The sequence below is a fragment of the Streptococcus sp. E17BB genome, from assembly GCF_041807725.1.
GTDB lineage: Bacteria > Bacillota > Bacilli > Lactobacillales > Streptococcaceae > Streptococcus > Streptococcus entericus.
In genome coordinates this window covers 1-19,011 of sequence record NZ_JBGTZC010000002.1, presented here as the reverse complement: position 1 = coordinate 19,011, position 19,011 = coordinate 1, and the positions used below count along the sequence as shown (strand labels likewise).

10 protein-coding genes and 1 pseudogene are annotated in these 19,011 nt (G+C 45.8%); all 11 read left to right on the top strand.

All coding sequences use genetic code 11. The features are described from left to right. Positions 1-119 precede the first annotated feature (119 nt). The 11 genes and pseudogenes from ACERC7_RS00550 (at position 120) to ACERC7_RS00500 (ending at position 18,472) form a co-directional block, all read left to right on the top strand. A complete protein-coding gene (locus ACERC7_RS00550) occupies positions 120-7,196 on the top strand; it encodes a putative Ig domain-containing protein (RefSeq protein WP_373665829.1) in 7,077 nt (2,358 codons plus the stop codon). 99 nt (positions 7,197-7,295) lie between these two features. Then, positions 7,296-10,034 carry an SHIRT domain-containing protein gene (locus ACERC7_RS00545; protein ID WP_373665828.1) on the top strand — a complete coding sequence of 913 codons (2,739 nt, stop codon included), beginning with the start codon at positions 7,296-7,298 and terminating at the stop codon, positions 10,032-10,034. 402 nt (positions 10,035-10,436) lie between these two features. After that, on the top strand, positions 10,437-10,613 hold the full coding sequence (gene rpsU / locus ACERC7_RS00540) for a 30S ribosomal protein S21 (RefSeq protein WP_018367869.1): 177 nt from the start codon (positions 10,437-10,439) through the stop codon (positions 10,611-10,613). 118 nt (positions 10,614-10,731) lie between these two features. After that, complete coding sequence (locus ACERC7_RS00535) at positions 10,732-12,000, top strand: folylpolyglutamate synthase/dihydrofolate synthase family protein (RefSeq protein ID WP_373665870.1); 1,269 nt, start codon at positions 10,732-10,734, stop codon at positions 11,998-12,000. Positions 12,001-12,072: 72 nt separating this feature from the next. After that, positions 12,073-12,972: a UDP-N-acetylmuramate dehydrogenase gene (gene murB / locus ACERC7_RS00530; RefSeq protein ID WP_373659572.1), complete on the top strand. Its 900-nt coding sequence runs from the start codon at positions 12,073-12,075 to the stop codon at positions 12,970-12,972. 54 nt (positions 12,973-13,026) lie between these two features. After that, a complete protein-coding gene (locus ACERC7_RS00525; protein WP_373660345.1) occupies positions 13,027-14,181 on the top strand; it encodes an ABC transporter ATP-binding protein in 1,155 nt (384 codons plus the stop codon). Further along, the gene (locus ACERC7_RS00520) at positions 14,165-14,959 is read left to right on the top strand and encodes an ABC transporter permease (protein ID WP_373660346.1); all 795 of its coding nucleotides are present in this window, start codon (positions 14,165-14,167) and stop codon (positions 14,957-14,959) included. Before ACERC7_RS00525 ends, ACERC7_RS00520 begins: the two co-directional genes overlap by 17 nt. Continuing rightward, positions 14,956-15,732, top strand: a complete 777-nt coding sequence (locus ACERC7_RS00515) for an ABC transporter permease (RefSeq protein ID WP_373665827.1) — start codon at positions 14,956-14,958, stop codon at positions 15,730-15,732. Before ACERC7_RS00520 ends, ACERC7_RS00515 begins: the two co-directional genes overlap by 4 nt. Then, positions 15,725-16,792: a PotD/PotF family extracellular solute-binding protein gene (locus ACERC7_RS00510; RefSeq protein WP_373659578.1), complete on the top strand. Its 1,068-nt coding sequence runs from the start codon at positions 15,725-15,727 to the stop codon at positions 16,790-16,792. Before ACERC7_RS00515 ends, ACERC7_RS00510 begins: the two co-directional genes overlap by 8 nt. 328 nt (positions 16,793-17,120) lie before the next feature. Then, positions 17,121-18,049: pseudogene (locus ACERC7_RS00505) on the top strand (metal ABC transporter solute-binding protein, Zn/Mn family). A gap of 42 nt (positions 18,050-18,091) precedes the next feature. Continuing rightward, the gene (locus ACERC7_RS00500) at positions 18,092-18,472 is read left to right on the top strand and encodes a pneumococcal-type histidine triad protein (protein ID WP_373665826.1); all 381 of its coding nucleotides are present in this window, start codon (positions 18,092-18,094) and stop codon (positions 18,470-18,472) included. Positions 18,473-19,011 lie beyond the last annotated feature (539 nt).

The window sequence follows — 19,011 nt, the reverse complement described above, 5'->3', positions numbered from 1 at the left end:
GCGACAACTTCTTGTTCTCTAGCTGTCGTGCTGAGAGGCAGGGGGCGTGGCTTTTAACAGTAATACTGACTTATTTTGTATTATATAGATATATAGAAAGAAAACACAAATAAAACACTATGTTTAAACGCTTTAAACGTGACACGAAACAGATTTTTTCGATTCGTAAGTTCAAGGCTTACGGGGCGTCGTCAGCCTTGCTAGTGACCCTGTTCTTTGCGACGGGGGCTCAGGCTGAGGAGGTGGCTAATCAGTCCTCACCATCAGACAGTGATGGGGCGTCTGCGACAGAAACCTCTAGCTCATCAGGCGCGGTCGAAACCGACAGCCTGATCATCTCAGAAACACCTGAAACGCCTGAGGCAAGCTCAGCCTCTGCTGAAGCAGAGGTAGATCCAGCGGCGTCAACAGTTGCTGAGGCAACCACAACAGCGACTGAGACAACAGAGCAGGAAAAACCTGCAGCTGAGACCCCAGTCAAACGCTCTGCCATCATCAGCTATACGGTTCAGTACGTCAGCAAGGCGATTGGCAAGGTCGTCCACAGTGTGGTCAAGACCAAGGTCGTTGAAACGACCGAGGCTGTTGCAACAGCAACCGTCAACGAAAACGGCGCTGAGTTGGTCAATGACAGTCAACTGGAAAACTACTACGTCCCAGATGGTCTACCGACAGCACGGACGGCTGAGATCACCGAGGGGGCTACCAATGTCATCACCTATGAGGTGGAGGGCTTTGGTGATGCCACGGCGCGTGAGGTAGCCATCAGCTACCGAGTGGACTATGTCGATGCGACGACCAAGGAAGTCCTCTACAGCGAAAACAAGACCCATACCGTCCTCGCCGAGAGCGATCAGGCTGAGGCTGTCATCACTGAGGAAGCAACTGCTCTCACCACTGTGACCAAGCTCGACAACTACCGCCTGCCAGTCAACGCTGCAAAACTCCTGACCCAAACCATCAAAACCCAACAGGAAAACGTCCTGGTCTTTGTCGTGGAGTCAAACGACACCGCTAAAAGCCGCCGCACCCGCAAGGTGGAAAGCTCAGTCAGCGAGGACAAGCCCTACTTGACCATCGAGAACTTTACTGATTACCCAAGTTCTGATGAAAGCACAAGTTTGGGAAATGACCGCCCGATCTATAAAGACAACGGCAGCAACCAGGTGGTGCCGCTGGTCTTCAAAATCGGCTTTAGCCGTATCGAAGCTGATCAGTTAGAGTTGACCGATGATGCTAAAACACTAGGTCTGAGCCTGGATGCCACATCAGGCTATATCCGAGGCGATATCAACCTGTCTAGTAAACAACCCAAGATTTACAATGTCGGCTTTAAGTCCAAACTTGACTCAGAAGTGGAGGTGAGCATTCCAATAACTATTGAAAAGATACCTGTTTATGGTTTCTTCCTCTATGACGACGCTGATTCTCCTTATAGTACGAATTATTTCTATACTGGTGGAAATAGTTGGGAGAGATTAAGAAATGATTCTACTTCTTCCTATGAGAAAGATGATAACCCAGTAAAAGTTACGATGGAAATCGAAAGGTCATTAGATAAGAGTGACTTTTTACCTACAAAGAAGACCACCTTTGATTACAATATCCAACTAACCACGACGCCGTTTGGTTATTATGTACGCCCCACTCAGAAGGTTAGTGATGCCACTAAAGATACCCAAAAATATTTGACAACGGTTCCCATTTTTGCAGGTCTGGATAGCCACAAGACATTCAATGATGACAGGCTAGCTTTACAAATTACTGACTTCAAGGTGCTATCAGCTAGCGAGGATGTAAAAGTTGAGTTGCTAGACATACGGTCTACAGAAAATCTTCCTCAATCTTATTATTCAGATAGGGCTTCTACAGTGGCCGTGTTATCCTCGGGATATAATACCACAACTTTAGACAAGCCATACATTTATTCCGAGGACAAGCCTATCTACTACCTCCATTTCACAAAGTTACCCAAAACAGCAGGGAACTATAAAGCTACAGTGCAAATTACCGATAACCTTGGTGTTGTCAAGACCTTTAACCTCAACTTGACAACAATTGAGCGTTCCATTGGCGGCGCCTTGACCAATGCCGATGTGCAGTTTGAGGGTAACCCAGATCGGATATCTAGCTTCTCTGGTCTGGTTAGCGTCCCAAGTGAGATGGCTAAACAAGAGCTCGGTAAGGTCGTCCTCAACAAAGACAACGCCTGGATCATCGAGAAAACCCTGCCACCAGGCATCGCTCTGGAGCCGATCAGCTCCAATGACAATGGTCAAATCCGCGAGGCCAAGGTGGTCAAGACAGAGGGTCAAAAACTAAAACCAGGTCGCTATAGTTTCGAAGTCAAGGCTGTCGATGGTCACTTCGGGGACAACGCTCCTGTGCGTGAGTTTGTCTTTGAAGTCACCGATTCCATCGTTAAGATCCCTCACCAAGTCTGGGAGGAGGGCAAGGCTCACGATCCGATTCCAGTTGCCATGGAGAACGGCACGGCCATCTCCAGCATTCGGATTGACTATACACCTAATCATGCCGTCATTGCTACAGATGGCGATAACGAGAGACTTGAGGTATTTGCTACCAAAAAAACCGATGCTAACCAGACGGCACGCCTCTATGTGACCTATATCAATGGCGATGGCAACACATCTGAAACCTATACGGACTTTACCTATGAGGTCAAGCCAGGTCAAGTCAACGACCTGACCCTTGAAGTGAGCAATGCGAATCAGACCGTTAAAGAGGGCGATAGTTGGGAGACCATAGCCATCACCCATACCGAGGGGGCTAGTCTGCGGATCGACACCACGACACTGCCTAAGGGTACCCGCTTTAACCCGAGTGACAAGACCATCACCGGTCGCGGTCTCTATGAGGGCACCTACAATGTGCCAGTTGTTGTCGAAAAAGATGGTCTGGTCAAATTGACCCTCATCGAGCTGGTGGTCACACCGGATCGGTTTGAGGTAGAAGATGAGAACGTCACCATTAAGGTCTTGGACAAGGTTGATGGCATCAAGTTTGAAAACATCCCTCAAGATGCTAGGGTGACCTATGATGATAACGTCGCAACAATGCTCTCTGACTATGGTTTGAGCCTGACTGGAAATGTCATCACCGGGACACCAACAAAAACTGGGGGCATCAGCCTTAGAGCGAATATCACTGTCAAAGGCAGCAATGGTCTAATACGGTCGGACTGGGCGTGGCTGTACATCACCATCACAGGACGAACAGTCAGCCTAACTGCTGATAATAAAGAGCAACGTCTTGAGGTCGATAGCGATGCTTTTAAACCCATCACTCTGACCAAAGACCTTCACTCCACGCTAACCTTTTATGCGGATAACAAGGAAGTCGATCCTGAAGTTGCTCTGCCACCAGGTCTGACCTATAACCCTGCGGATAAAACCATCACCGGGACACCGACAACAGTGGGCAAATACACGTTTTATGTTTTAGCAGGACTTCCATTAAACTTGGTTGAAAGCGGAGAATTAGAACCACGATTGTTACCTCCCAACCTAAGTAAAAATAACCAATATACCTGGGAGAGAATCGACGTCACCGTTGTTCCCGTTAATCCTAAGTTCAGCCTGACCAATGAAGAGCAGACCTTCTCAACGGTTGAAAACATGCAACCGGTTAAGATCACGGCTGATCCAGGGGTGACCATCGAAGTACAAAATCTCCCAGTAGGGGTCTACTATGATCGTCGCACCCAGACCATCACCGGTCGCCCAACAGATGGGATAACTAAGCAATTTGTTTTAGATGACGATGGTATATACAGAGAGGTTCTAAAAGACACCTATGAAATTGCGGTGGTGGCGACCAACTCTGTGGAGAAAGGGAGCGGTAAACTGACCAAGTATGTCACCCTCAAGCTGACCCCGATCGCACCGAGTCTTCAGGCCACGCTTGCTGAGCAAACCATCGATGCCACTCAGGCTATTACACAGATTGTCTTGCAAAAGGATGCGTATTCGACGCTTAGTCCAATCAATTTGCCGTCAGGTCTTAGCTATGATGAAGGAACTCAGACCATCTCAGGAACACCGACTGCAGTTGGTACCCACCGAATCACGGTGAACACAAATCTTGAGCAGAAATTGGTCGGCGCTAATCTGACAACTGCGACGCAAGAAATCGTTATAACTGTCAATCCAGTAGCGGTTAATCTGACAGTGACGCCAGAGCGTCAGACCAAGCAGGTCTTGACCCCGATTGATGAGGTTAAGATTGAGACCTCAGCAGGGGCAGAACTGACTGTTAACGGTGAGAAACTTGGAGACTACATCCAGAGTATCCCGGGTCTGACCTATAACCCAGATACCAAGACCATCTCAGGAACACCAACGAGGGTTGGTACCTATACCTTTACGGTTGACGCTAACTATCCTGTCTCTGGTAACCCGAAAACCTCCAAAGAGGTAACCATCGAGGTGACTGCCTTGCCGGTTGAGCTTTCCATCGCGGACAACGACCAAACGGTCCAAGTCAACAAGCCAATCACCCCGATTAAAATTAGTCACACTGATTTGAGTAACCTATCCATTTACACCCCTGGTGGGGGAATTATTCCTGAAGATGAGATGGCTGATTACCTCCTGGAGCGTTACGGTCTGGTGTATGACAAGGATAGCAACACGCTATCAGGTTCACCGTTTAGCGTCGGCTTGATTCGTTTCAAACTTCGTGCCCAACACACGACTGATAATGGTGGACTCAAATACGAGAAATACTTGACAATCAATGTACTACCTAGCGATACCCTGCCAACAACAACCGTCCCAGTGATTGATCCAATGATTGAAGGGTCATCCGTGGTGACAGGTAAAGGTATCGAGGGGGCAACGATTAATGTCATCCTACCAGACGGCATTCAAAAATCAACAACGGTTAAAGGTGGTGTATGGAGCATTGATGCTAACGCACCATTCGTCAAAGGTGAGAATGTCATCGTCAGCCAAACACGCCAATCAGGTGCTCCAAGTGACCACATCACAGCAACTGCCGTACCGAAAATTACCCAAGGCAACGACGATAAAGACGGTAAAACCCCAACCGTGACAACTCGACCAGACACACAAGACGGCAAGACCGGTGTCTGGGTGATCTTCAGCCTAGATGGCGAAGAAATCACCAAAACCTTTATTGCTAACGGTCAAGATGGCGCAGCAGGTCAAGACGCTCGTCAGATTTCAGTGAAGAGTGAGCCTGCTAATGTCGGTGGCAAGTCAGGTCACAACATCATCGTTTACTACACTGATGATAATTCCGTCGTATCAACTACCTTTGTCGCAGATGGTGACAAAGGTGAGCAAGGTGAACGTGGTGACAAAGGTGAGCAAGGTGAACGTGGTGAAAAAGGTGAGCAAGGTGAACGTGGTGAAAAAGGTGAGCAAGGTGAACGTGGTGAAAAAGGTGAGCAAGGTGAAAAAGGTGAAACTGGTGCAGCAGGTGCTAACGGTCAAGATGGTGCAGCCGGTCAAGACGGTACCTCAGTTGGCATTAGCAACACTGAAACCCTACCAAACGGCGACATCAAAGTAACCTTCACAGATGGCAATGAAATCATCATTCCTAAAGGTGGCAAAGGTGACCAAGGTGAAAAAGGTGAAACTGGCTCAGCCGGCACAAATGGTGTTGACGGTAAAGCTGGTATCTCTGGTACTGACGGTGCAACCCCAACAGTTACTGTCGGCACAAACGGCAACTGGCATGTGAACGGTGCTGATACAGGCATCCCAGCAGCTGGTACGAACGGTGCAAACGGTGCTAATGGTTCAACACCAACCGTTTCAGTTAGCGACAACGGCAACTGGTTCATCAATGGTTCAGACACAGGTATTCCAGCCAAAGGTCAAGACGGTGTAGCAGGTAAGAATGGTCAAGATGGCACAACAACAGCCAACACGATCGTTATCGGCGACAACGGCAACTGGTTCATCAACGGTAAAGACACTGGTATCCCAGCGACAGGTTCAAATGGCGCAAACGGTACAAACGGTCAACCAGGTTCAGTAGCGATTAACCCAGCAACAAACACATGGGTCATCAATGGTAAAGACACTGGTATCCCAGCAAATGGTACGAACGGTCTTAACGGTAAAGATGCGGCTACAGCAACCATCATCATTGGTACAAACGGCAACTGGCACGTTAACGGTGTAGACACTGGCGTTCCAGCGACAGGTGCCAAAGGTGAACGTGGTGAAAAAGGTGACCAAGGTGAAACTGGTGCAGCAGGTGCTAACGGTCAAGATGGTGCAGCCGGTCAAGACGGTACCTCAGTTGGCATCAGCAACACTGAGACCCTACCAAACGGCGACATCAAAGTGATCTTCTCAGACGGTAAAGAAATCGTTGTACCGAAAGGTCAGGATGGTCGTGATGGTAAAGACGGCAAGACTCCAGTTGTTGAAGCAGTCAAAGGTGCTGATGGTGTGACCACAATCACCTTCAAAGACCCAGACACTGGTGCGCCAATCGGTGACCCAGTCAAGGTTAAAGATGGTGAGAAGGGTGCAGACGGTACATCCGTAACCATCACCAACACCGAAACTCTGCCAAGTGGCGACATCAAAGTGACCTTCTCAGACGGTAAAGAAATCGTTGTACCGAAAGGTCAGGATGGTCGTGACGGTAAAGACGGCAAGACTCCAGTTGTTGAAGCAGTCAAAGGTGCTGATGGTGTGACCACAATCACCTTCAAAGACCCAGACACCGGTGCGCCAATCGGTGACCCAGTCAAGGTTAAAGATGGTGAGAAGGGGGCTGACGGTACATCCGTAACCATCACCAACACCGAAACTCTGCCAAGTGGCGACATCAAAGTGATCTTCTCAGACGGTAAAGAAATCGTTGTACCGAAAGGTAAAGATGGTCGCGATGGCCGTGACGGCACAAATGGTAAATACGGACGCGATGGTCAACCAGGACAACCAGGTAAAGATGGTCGCGACGGTCAGACCGATTCAAATCATTCAACTGGTACTAATGGGTCTGTCAGCTCACATGACATGCAACCATTAGCATATACAAGTCAGAAAGCTACTGTTACAAGTCAGACAAGCACAGCACAACTACCAAATACGGGAGTTGACAATGCAGTCTTCCTTGAACTTGCTGGCTATATGACATTGTTGGGTGGTGCGATGTTTGTTAATAAATCACGTCGGAAAAAATAAGTGATTAGAACAATGTCTTGACGGACGAACTCTAGCACAAATAGTCACTTATTTTAAAGCAAGTGACTATTTGTTTATAATAAATGAAAGAATTGACGGATGAAATGGGAGAGATATTTAAAACATTCAATTAGAAAATTATCTATAGGTGCGGCATCAGTTTTAATTGGGTTAGGTCCAGCTGTTACACCATTGCAACAAGCTTATGCATCAGAAGCTCAAGATTTTAATAAAAATCAATATATTATCGATACAGCTGCAGATTTAAAACAGCAGGTTATTAATCTACAATCATATACTGACCTTTTTAGTAGTCAGGTTAGAATTAACCTATTTAATCAGTATGTTCAAAAATTGCAGACAAAACTTGATGCTTATTCTCAGCGTCAGTCTGTCTGGTACAAGCCTGCTGATTGGGAAAGATATGAACAAAAAGTGATTGAGGCTACTTCATTGCTTGAACAGGCGCAGCCTATTTATAATGTTTTACCGAGTATGGCGAGTAAATCTAGCGAAAATTTAGCGAAAGCACAAGCTATTTTCGCCAGAAAAAATCAGTGGGGTATTATTTTTCGAGAGGATCACGAGACTATCGAACAGGCAGTAGATAGAACTTATCAGGAGCTTAAAGTTGCTTATGAGGAAATGCTACCGCTTACTAACGATATTACGCCAATCGCTTCGGTTTATCAGCGCCTCATGCCAAGTTTTGAGCAACAAAATCCCCTCTATAGGATGTTAAATGATTTGACGAGCTTGGAGAATTATATCGAAAGTACAGCGACAACTGCTCGTCGCGAGCATGAAGAGTTATCTAAAGGCTTCGCAGAAAATCATAAAATTTTGGTGAGTAACCTTAATGGTCGCTTAAGTGAAGATGATGAAAAAGCACTTTTAGAGGCGTTAACGTTCGACTATACCGTTTCATTTAATGATACGGAAACTGCTGTTTTTGTTAACTATGATCGCGATTACAAAATAAGGTTTAACCATGACGGTACTTTAACTGTTCACTATACAACCGATGGTTCAGAAGATACAGTTCCACTTAGTTTGTTTGCAAGACAAGATACTAATGCTCAGCCTAGTTATACCATTAGCTATCGTTATGAGCATGCACCCGAGGGGCTAGTACCACCAGTAGCTGTGAGCAAGAAGATAGGTGAAGTGATTGATTTCCCACAAGATGGTGAGGTAATTACTAGATCCGAAGGAACTTATCGTTTGTCTTGGGATAAATCAGTTAACCGAGTTCCTAGTTCTAACTATGAAGTGGTTGGTATCTGGGAATTTATACCAATCACTCGTTATGATGTGACTTATGAATTTCGTTCAACCGATGGCAGTCAATTGCCAGAAGTCGTTCAAAAGTTAAAACCGATTGATCAAATAGGAGTAGTGCAGGGGACACAGGTCACTCCTCCAGAAACGTTCCAAGATCAGTTAGAAGCTCGTGGTCTTTGGCGCTTTGAAGGCTGGGATAAAACTAGTCAACTAGTTCAAGATAGTCCATTACGCTTCATTGGTACCTGGGAGTTTGTTAAAAATCATGAGTTATTGGCGGCAATAGCAGAGCTGGAAACAGAAGTTATTCTTTCTAACAGAATCTTGACAACTCAAAACTATCAGCAAGCAAGCAATCGTTTGGCTTATGATCAGTCACTGGCTAAGGCACGTGCTATTCTAGCAAATAGTCAATCAGATTTGACTGCTATCCGAGAAGCACTGACGAGCCTATCCACCGTCAAAAATAGTCTTGATGGTGATCAACGTATTGCCACAAGTAAGGTAGAAGCCGCAGAAAGCACAGCCCAAGCCGCCCAAGCTAAATTGGCTGATGCGACCTCTGATCAGCTCGTCACTCCAACGGAGAAATCCGCAGTTGATGATGCCATCGCTGAAGCGCGTACAGCCCTATCAGAAGCTAGACGTGCTGTTGACAGCTTGCCATCAGGTAGCGCTAAGACAGCCTTGGAAGGTCGCCTAGGTGCCGTATCTCTTCCGGCTAGCCCAGCAATCACCGACAGCAATAGCAACGGTCGCTTGGACAGTGAGGAAGCAGCGGAAGCCAAGGCTATCGCCGAGGCAACAAGTAAGGTAGAAGCCGCAGAAAGCACAGCCCAAGCCGCCCAAGCTAAATTGGCTGATGCGACCTCTGATCAGCTCGTCACTCCAACGGAGAAATCCGCAGTTGATGAGGCCATCGCTGAAGCGCGTACAGCCCTATCAGAAGCTAGACGTGCTGTCGACAGCTTGCCATCAGGTAGCGCTAAGACAGCCTTGGAAGGTCGCCTAGGTGCCGTATCTCTTCCGGCTAGCCCAGCAATCACCGACAGCAATAGCAACGGTCGCTTGGATAGTGAGGAAGCAGCGGAAGCCAAGGCTATCGCCGAGGCAACAAGTAAGGTAGAAGCCGCAGAAAGCACAGCCCAAGCCGCCCAAGCTAAATTGGCTGATGCGACCTCTGATCAGCTCGTCACTCCAGCAGAAAAGACAGATAATGTTTCGATGGGAGTGGATAAAACTGTATTCCCTTCTATTCAGCAAAGTGTATATAGGAGTAACCTAGACATAGAGTCACGACTCTCATCTACTAGTCAACCCTCGACGTCTTCAATCCCTTCTTTGACGGTTACTCAGACTGAACCGGAATCATTGAAGTCAGCAGATAGCTCAGAGGATATTCTATCATCGAAACCTTCTGTTCAACCATCAAATGAAACGGTACAGCAGATTGACTCAAATACCTTACCGCTAATTATTGCTTTAGGTGGAACTATATTCTTAATATCAGGACTAGCAGTCGTTATTATTAAGCGTAAGAAGCATGATGATTAAAGTGTTGATGGCTCTTATTAACTACAGTTGATTATTGGATAGTCACTAATAACTGAGTTCAGACAAAGAGAATTTTCAGCTCAAAAAACAGAGATTCACAATTGCCGTGAGTCACTGTTTTAGTAATAGGAGATTAGCTAGCTATAAGACCTGTTTTAGGTCAACCCTAGCTTGCAGTTTTCATATCAGGGTACATCGTTTGCTCCCCAGGCAAGCAGGCTCCGTATCAACTTTACTTTGGGCTAAAATTGTTGGTTTTTCTTGATGTTTTAAGATTCGGATCTACAAATTTCTAATAGAGAAACGTCAAAAAACTTTGCAAATCTCTTGACAGATCTGCTATTTTTCGGTAGAATAACTAAGAACGTGAAAATGTTACATTATCTTGAGGAGGTGAAAAATATGTCAAAAACAGTTGTCCGTAAGAATGAGTCACTTGACGACGCACTCCGTCGTTTCAAACGTGCGGTTGTGAAAGCTGGTACTCTTCAAGAGGTGCGTAAACGTGAGCACTATGAGAAACCGTCTGTGAAACGCAAACGCAAATCAGAAGCTGCTCGTAAACGTAAGAAATTCTAATGTTTAGCGAGCGCAAACAATGACTGTGATAGAGGCTGGGACTTAAGTCCTCGCCTCTATCTTGTTTTTTAGCGCTGGATGATTTGGGTCTATAGAGACTTAAAGAGGAAAAGGAATGATCAATTTTCAAGAGGCTTTTGAATGGTTGAAAACGAGCTTAAGTTTTGGGATAACGCCAGGTTTAGAGCGTGTTCAGTGGCTATTAGAGCAACTCGGCAACCCTCAACATCAGCTAGCTGCCATCCATGTGGTTGGGACAAATGGCAAGGGTTCAACGGTTAACTATCTAAGACATATCTTTCAGGAGGCAGGGTATACTGTCGGCACCTTCACCTCGCCGTCTATCATGGATTTTAGAGAGAGAATAGCGATTAATGGTCATATGATCAGTCGTGAGGATTTTGTCAAAGCGGTTGAGCTCCTTCAGCCAGTAGTGTCTCGTTTGGAAAGCGAGACGGACTTTGGTCCTGTGACGGAGTTTGAGCTAATAACCCTGATCATGTTTATTTACTTTGCTCGGTTACATCCAGTCGATTTAGTGGTGATTGAGGCGGGCTTGGGCGGTCGGTATGACTCGACTAATGTGTTTACCCCGCTGGCAGTTATTTGTACCTCGATTGGTCTTGACCATCAGAATTTTCTAGGAGATACTCATCTGGCGATTGCTGGTGAGAAAATCGGTGTGCTAAAGAGAGGGGTTCCTTTAATTTTTGCTGAACATCGTTTGGAGGTCCGCCAACTGTTTTACCAAACAGCTGAACATCTAGCCAGCCCTGTCTATGAAAAGGGCAAACATTTTGACCTGACAGAGACTGAAACAGGTCTCACCTTTTCTGACGAAGAGGGGCAATTAACAAATCTCGTATTGGCCATGCCAGGTCAACACCAGGTATCAAACGCTAGTCTAGCGCTGATGACCAGCCGCCTGTTGACAAAGACTTACCCAAATCTTACTGATGAGCACATCAAAAATGCTCTAGCCAAGAGCTTTTGGTTGGGGCGGACAGAGTTTATCTTCCCCAACCTCATGATTGACGGTGCCCATAATGATGAAAGCATCAAGGCTCTAGTCGATGTCTTACAGCAAGATTATGCTGACAAGACGATTCATATTCTCTTTGCGGCCATAGATACCAAACCTGCTCACTCTATGTTGCAGCAGCTACAAGGCTTTGCTGACCTGACCGTCACGACATTTGATTATCCCAAGGCCTATGCCCTAGAGGCTTACCCTGAAGCCTATCCCCGTGTAGCGTCTTTTGAAAAATGGCTAGCGCGGTTGGAGGAAGCAAGAGAAGAAGATCTTTTTGTCATTACAGGCTCACTTTATTTTATTGGTCAAGTGAGACGACATCTTTTATCGCCTCAAGGCTCGTCAAATGCTTGAGCTTTTGGTATAATAGGTAAGATTGCTCTATTTGTGCAATTAGTTTGACACGGAAAAGAATAATAACGACACATGAAACAACACATCATAGACACCTTAGCAGGTATCGATATTCGGTTTGACGAGCCACTGAAACCCTATACCTACACAAAAGTTGGTGGTCCGGTTGACTACCTTGCATTTCCTAGAAACAAATTTGAGTTGGAACGCCTCGTTCGCTTTGCCAATCAGGAAAACATTCCTTGGATGGTTTTGGGAAATTCAAGCAATATCATCGTTCGCGATGGGGGTATTCGTGGCTTTGTCATCATGTTTGATAAATTCAATACAGTGACGGTTAATGGCTATGTTATTGAAGCAGAAGCAGGGGCCAACTTGATTGAAACGACCAAAGTTGCTCAGTTTCACAGTTTGACTGGTTTCGAGTTTGCCTGTGGCATTCCTGGCAGCATCGGTGGGGCAGTATTTATGAACGCTGGTGCTTACGGTGGTGAGATTGCTCATATCCTACTATCTGTCAAGGTGATGACCTCATCAGGCGAGATAAAAACCATTGAAGCCAAGGACATGCGTTTCGGTTACCGCCATTCCATTATTCAGGAGACAGGGGATATTGTTATCTCTGCTAAGTTCGCCCTAAAACCAGGTGATTACACATTGATTAGTCAAGAGATGGCGCGATTAACCCATTTACGCGAGCTCAAGCAACCACTGGAGTTTCCGTCCTGTGGGTCTGTCTTTAAGCGACCAGTCGGACATTTTGCAGGTCAGCTCATCATGGAAGCTAATCTCAAAGGTCACCGTATCGGTGGTGTTGAAGTCTCAACCAAACATGCAGGATTTATGGTTAATGTGGCTGATGGCACTGCCCAAGATTATGAACAGTTAATTGCCCATGTGCAGGCTGTCGTGAAAGAACGAACAGGCATTGCGCTTGAGACAGAAGTACGAGTGATTGGAGAAAAGGGATAATCCTCTTGAGTGGATTAGTCCGATAGAAATAAGACAAAGTGAGGAAAACAGGCAGTGACACAACCGATTATCGCCTTTAAGAATGTCACCAAGACATTCGAGGATAGTGGCACGCAGGTGCTGAAAAATATTAATTTTGAACTAGAAGAAGGGAAGTTCTATACCCTTTTGGGAGCTTCTGGTTCAGGAAAATCAACCATACTGAACATCATTGCAGGACTTCTTGATGCGACTAGCGGTGATGTCTATCTGGATGGCAAACGGATTAACGATGTCCCAATCAACAAGCGGGATGTCCACACCGTTTTCCAAAACTATGCCCTCTTCCCCCACATGAACGTCTATGAGAATGTGGCTTTCCCACTCAAACTGAAAAAGGTGGACAAGGCTGAGATAGACCGTCGTGTGGTAGAAGCCTTGAAAATGGTACGTCTGGAGGGTTATGATAAGCGGCCTATTCAGAAATTGTCTGGCGGTCAGCGCCAGCGGGTAGCCATCGCCCGTGCCATTATCAATCAACCGCGGGTGGTGCTTCTGGATGAGCCCCTATCAGCTCTTGATTTGAAATTGCGGACGGAGATGCAGTATGAGCTCCGTGAGCTCCAGCAGCGTTTAGGCATCACCTTTGTGTTTGTCACCCATGATCAGGAAGAGGCGCTTGCCATGAGTGACTGGATTTTTATCATGAACGAAGGCGAGATTGTCCAATCAGGGACGCCAGTTGACATCTACGACGAGCCCATTAACAACTTTGTGGCAACTTTCATCGGCGAATCCAATATCTTGCCTGCTACCATGATTAAGGACTATTTGGTGGAATTTAACGGCAAGCAATTTGAAGCTGTGGACGGAGGGATGCGCCCTAATGAACCTGTTGAGGTGGTCATCCGTCCAGAGGATTTGCAGATTACCCTGCCAGAAGAGGGCAAGTTGCAGGTTAAGGTTGATACCCAGCTCTTTCGAGGGGTTCACTATGAAATTATCGCCTACGATGACCTCGGTAACGAATGGATGATTCATTCGACCAGAAAGGCCATTGTCGGAGAGGTCATTGGGCTAGACTTTGAGCCAGAAGACATCCATATCATGCGTCTCAACGAGACTGAAGAGGAGTTTGACGCTCGTATCGAGGAGTATGTCGAGGTTGAGGAGGTTGAGGACGGTCTCATCAATGCTATTGAGGAGGAACGTTATGAAGAAAACCTCTAGTTTCCTGGCTGTCCCTTACTACCTTTGGCTGGTTCTCTTTGTCGTTGCGCCTGTCGCCTTGATTTTTTGGCAGTCGCTCTTTGATGTGCAAGGGAACTTTGGACTTGCCAACTATCAGACCTTTTTCAGCAGTAACACCTATCTGCGGATGAGTTTTAATTCGGTCTTCTACGCTGGTGTCATCACCCTGATTACCCTAGTCGTCGCCTATCCTTTAGCTTATCTCTTGACCAAGATCAAGCACAAGCAACTCTGGCTCATGCTGGTTATCTTGCCGACTTGGGTTAATCTCTTGTTAAAAGCTTACGCCTTTATGGGGATTTTCGGTCAGCAAGGAGGGATTAACAGCTTTTTGAGCTTTATTGGGATTGGTCCCCAGCAGATTTTGTTTACGGATTTTTCCTTCATTTTTGTGGCTAGCTATATCGAGTTGCCCTTTATGATTTTGCCGATTTTTAACGCCCTAGACGACCTTGACCAGAACTTGGTCAATGCCAGTCGAGATCTTGGCGCTAACGAGGTGCAGACCTTTAGCAAGATCATCTTTCCCTTATCGCTTAATGGCGTCCGATCAGGGGTTCAATCAGTTTTTATCCCCAGTCTAAGCTTGTTCATGCTGACCCGCCTGATTGGTGGTAACCGAGTGATTACGCTGGGAACGGCTATTGAACAACACTTCTTGACCACGCAGAACAAGGGTATGGGTTCAACCATCGGAGTCGTTCTGATTGTGGCTATGATTTTGACCATGTGGGTGACAAAGGAGAGACGGAAATGAAAAAATTAGCAAATCTTTATCTGGGTTTAGTCTTTGTCATTCTCTATGCTCCTATTGTTTACTTGATTGTTTATTCTTTCAATGCTGGGGGGGATATGAATGCCTTTTCTGGTTTTACCTTGGAGCACTACGGTACCATGTTTGGCGACAGTCGGCTCATGTTGATTTTGGTGGAGACCTTTTTCCTGGCTTTTCTGAGTGCCCTCTTAGCGACGGTGATTGGCACCTTTGGGGCTATCACCATCTATCAGCTGCGACAGTCGTCGCAAAATGTCCTTCTGGCAGCTAATAACGTGCTCATGGTTGCGCCTGATGTCATGATTGGTGCTAGTTTTCTCTTGCTCTTTACCTTTTTAGGGTTTCAGCTGGGCATGGTCTCTGTCTTGCTGAGCCATGTGGCCTTTTCGATTCCTATCGTGGTGCTCATGGTTCTGCCGCGTCTAAAAGAAATGAATGCTGACATGATTAACGCTGCCTATGACCTTGGGGCAAGCCGTTTTCAGATGATGAAAGAAGTCATGTTGCCTTATTTGACCCCAGGGATTATCGCCGGCTACTTTATGGCCTTTACTTACTCGCTGGATGATTTTGCGGTGACCTTCTTTTTGACAGGAAATGGGTTTTCGACCTTGGCTGTGGAGATTTACTCTCGGGCGCGTAAGGGGATTTCACTTGAAATCAATGCCCTGTCAACCATCGTCTTTCTCTTTAGCATCTTGCTGGTGATTGGCTACTACTTTATCTCTCAAGAGAAGGAGGACAAGCATGCGTAGATTATATGCCTTTTTAGGGGGTGTTATCGCCATCGTCGCTCTGCTATTTTCCATAAGTCTCGTGATGAAAAAGACCAATGATACAGGTGGCAATAAGCTGGTGGTCTATAACTGGGGGGACTACATCGACTCTGAGTTGTTGGAGCAGTTTACTGAAGAGACGGGCATCCAGGTGCAGTATGAGACCTTTGACAGTAATGAAGCCATGTACACCAAAATCAAGCAGGGTGGGACAACCTATGACATCGCGGTGCCGAGTGACTACATGATTGACAAGATGCGGCGCGAGGACCTTTTGGTCAAGCTGGATAAGTCTAAACTGGAGGGGCTAGAGCACATCGGTCAGGAGTTTTTGGGCAAGAGTTTCGATGAAAGTAATGACTACTCCATTCCTTATTTTTGGGGAACGGTAGGGATTATTTACAATACTAGCCTGATTGATGAGGAAATCGCTCACTGGGAGGATCTCTGGAATCCTGACTTTGAAAACAGCATTATGCTGGTGGACGGGGCGCGTGAGGTCATGGGCTTCGGGCTGAACAGCATGGGCCATAGCCTTAATTCAAAGAACATGGCTGAGCTGACAGCGGTTGCTGAGCGGCTCAACCAGCTGACGCCAAACATCAAGGCCATCGTGGCTGACGAGCTCAAGAGGTATATGATTCAGGGGGATGCGGCTATTGGCGTGACCTTTTCAGGAGAGGCCAGCGAGATGCTGGATGCCAATGAGGACTTGGTTTATGTGGTCCCAAGCGAGGGCTCAAACCTCTGGTTTGATAATCTTGTTATCCCTAAAACGGTTAAACACGAAGCAGAAGCCTATGCCTTTATCAATTTCATGTTGCGACCAGAAGTGGCCGCCCAGAATGCGGAGTATATCGGTTACGCCACGCCAAATACCAAGGCAAAGGCGCTCTTACCTGCTGAGATTACTGAGGACGAGGCCTTTTACCCTAGTCAGGAAACCGTTGAAAAGCTAGAAGTTTACGACAACCTTGGTCAGAAATGGCTGGGCATTTATAACGATTTGTTCCTACAATTTAAGATGTATCGGAAATAGGACTATCAGCAGCAAAACCAATTTTATCTAGCTGCTGAAATTTTTTAACAGCCTAAGGTTAAGATCGAATCGAACACTTGATTAAGTTTATTAAGGGTGATCTGTTTAGAACGAGATTTGTGACGACATTGCTAGCTAGCCTTGTCGTCACCAGTTTAACCTGTAGCCCTTTCCCTAATCAAAAAAGAATAGGATTACTAAACAACAACCGGGCAAGATGATGGTGATGGTTGACCATCATCTTGCCGGGCTGTTTTTCTGTTTGACATTTAAGGAGGGAGCTGGTACACTATTCTTAACTGGTAGTTTACTGATTAAGGAGAAGATGATGGCATCCCTCGTGCGCTGGTTTTTTTATTTGGTTAGTTCAATTGCTTTAGTTGGTTGTAGTGCTCAGTCAGATCAGAATATTGAGAAAAAAAGGTTAAAGATTGTCACTAGTTTTTACCCATGTACGCCTTGGTCAGTGAAGTATCTGGGGACATTAACGATGTTCGCATGATTAACTCAGCATCAGGTATCCACGACTTTGAGCCTTCTGTGAGTGATGTCCGAGCCATTTATGATGCCGATGTTTTTATTTACCACTCCCACATTTTAGAGAGTTGGGCTGGTCGATTGGACCCCAATTTGAAAGGTTCCTCGGTTCGTGTGTTAGAGGCATCCAAAACCTTGCCACTGGAGCGGGTTGAGGGTTTAGAAAAGTTTGTTGTTAAGGAAGGGATGGATGACAGTAGCCTCTATGATCCACATACTTGGTTAGACCCTGTCTTGGTTGGTCAGGAAGCCCTGGCCATAGCAGAGCAACTCAGTCAGGTTGATCCCAGCAATCGTCTCGTTTATGAAGAAAATGCTCAGGCTCTCAAAGATAAGGCTGATGTTCTGGCCGAGACATTCCAGCAACGGTTTGAGAGTAGCCAACAAAAAAACTTTGTTACCCAGCATACGGCGTTCTCCTATACTGCCAGACGCTTTGGTTTAAAACAACTTGGTATCACGGGCGTGTCTGCTCAAGAGCCTAGTCCTCGTCAGTTGGCAGAGATTAAAGAATTCATCACAACCTACGGAGTTAAGACGATTTTTGTTGAAAAAAGAGTTTCGGACAAATTGGCGAAATCTCTGGCAACTTCAACAGCAGTTCAATTTAAGGAGTTGAACACCTTGGAAGCAGATCCTAAGAATGATTTGACATTTTTAGAGAATTTAGAGGCTAATTTGACGATTTTAGCAGATGTTTTAGCGACGGAGGAAGAATGAAATATAATTTGTTTAAGTTTTTACCTGGTTTGCTTGCTGGTGTTGGCAGCTTGTTCTCAAGAGTCAGCTAATCATCGTGTCTCCTATGTTGAATCAACAGCAACCAGCTCAGCTATTTCCCAGGAGAAGGACAGTCAGTTAAGTCCAGAAGACGTGGCAGAAGCTGAAGGGAATCACGCAGAGCAGATTGTGGTGCAGGTGACAGATGAGGGGTATGTCACAAGTCACGGTGACCACTACCACTTTTACAATGGTAAGGTAGGCTTTGAAGCGCTGATTAATAAAGATTTAGTACTAAATGATCCTGCCTATGTCTTAAAGCAAGAGGATATCGTTAGTGACGTAGCTGATGGGCATATCATCAAGGTTGGTGATCAGTATTACCTTTACCTAACTCAGGAAACACCAACACATGTGCGATGAGCCAAGCAGATAAATATTAGTATTTATGGTGTGCCAACTGGCACGCTTTTTTCACTTGTGTGGTATAATGTTAGTTAACTAAATAGCTATGTTAGTTGTATGAATTGAAAAGAAGGATAGAGTATGATTAAGGTAATTGCGACAGAAATCGGAGTAAGGAAATTGATACAATAGAATACAGAAAAAGCCTAGGAACTAGCTGTTTCCAAGGCTTTTTAGCTGTCCGTAGATATAGTTTCAATGCTATTAAAGATGATGCGTTTTGTTTAGACACCTTTGATTCGTGAATCGTTAAATTGTATGTTACCAAAGACAGACCACGTCGAGTGTGTAGCATTGCTCGTAAAAGTTTAGAAATCTTTGAACGAAAGGGATAATGAAAAGCCCTAATTGCAAGGCTTTTTGTCATATAGGGTGAAAAGGCACCCCTTTTCTGTACAATTTTTATAAAGTGTTTTTGTTAAGCGATAACTCGCTTAACCATAGGTGTTTGGTAATCGAGACTACCGTGAATGCGATGATGGTTCCACCAGTGGACA

Bases quoted from the DNA above. Each gene is read 5' to 3' on its own strand.
- ACERC7_RS00545 (WP_373665828.1), top strand. From the start codon at position 7,296: ATGAAATGGGAGAGATATTTAAAACATTCAATTAGAAAATTATCTATA.
- ACERC7_RS00510 (WP_373659578.1), top strand. From the start codon at position 15,725: ATGCGTAGATTATATGCCTTTTTAGGGGGTGTTATCGCCATCGTCGCT.
- murB (WP_373659572.1), top strand. From the start codon at position 12,073: ATGAAACAACACATCATAGACACCTTAGCAGGTATCGATATTCGGTTT.
- ACERC7_RS00520 (WP_373660346.1), top strand. From the start codon at position 14,165: ATGAAGAAAACCTCTAGTTTCCTGGCTGTCCCTTACTACCTTTGGCTG.
- ACERC7_RS00515 (WP_373665827.1), top strand. From the start codon at position 14,956: ATGAAAAAATTAGCAAATCTTTATCTGGGTTTAGTCTTTGTCATTCTC.
- ACERC7_RS00550 (WP_373665829.1), top strand. From the start codon at position 120: ATGTTTAAACGCTTTAAACGTGACACGAAACAGATTTTTTCGATTCGT.
- rpsU (WP_018367869.1), top strand. From the start codon at position 10,437: ATGTCAAAAACAGTTGTCCGTAAGAATGAGTCACTTGACGACGCACTC.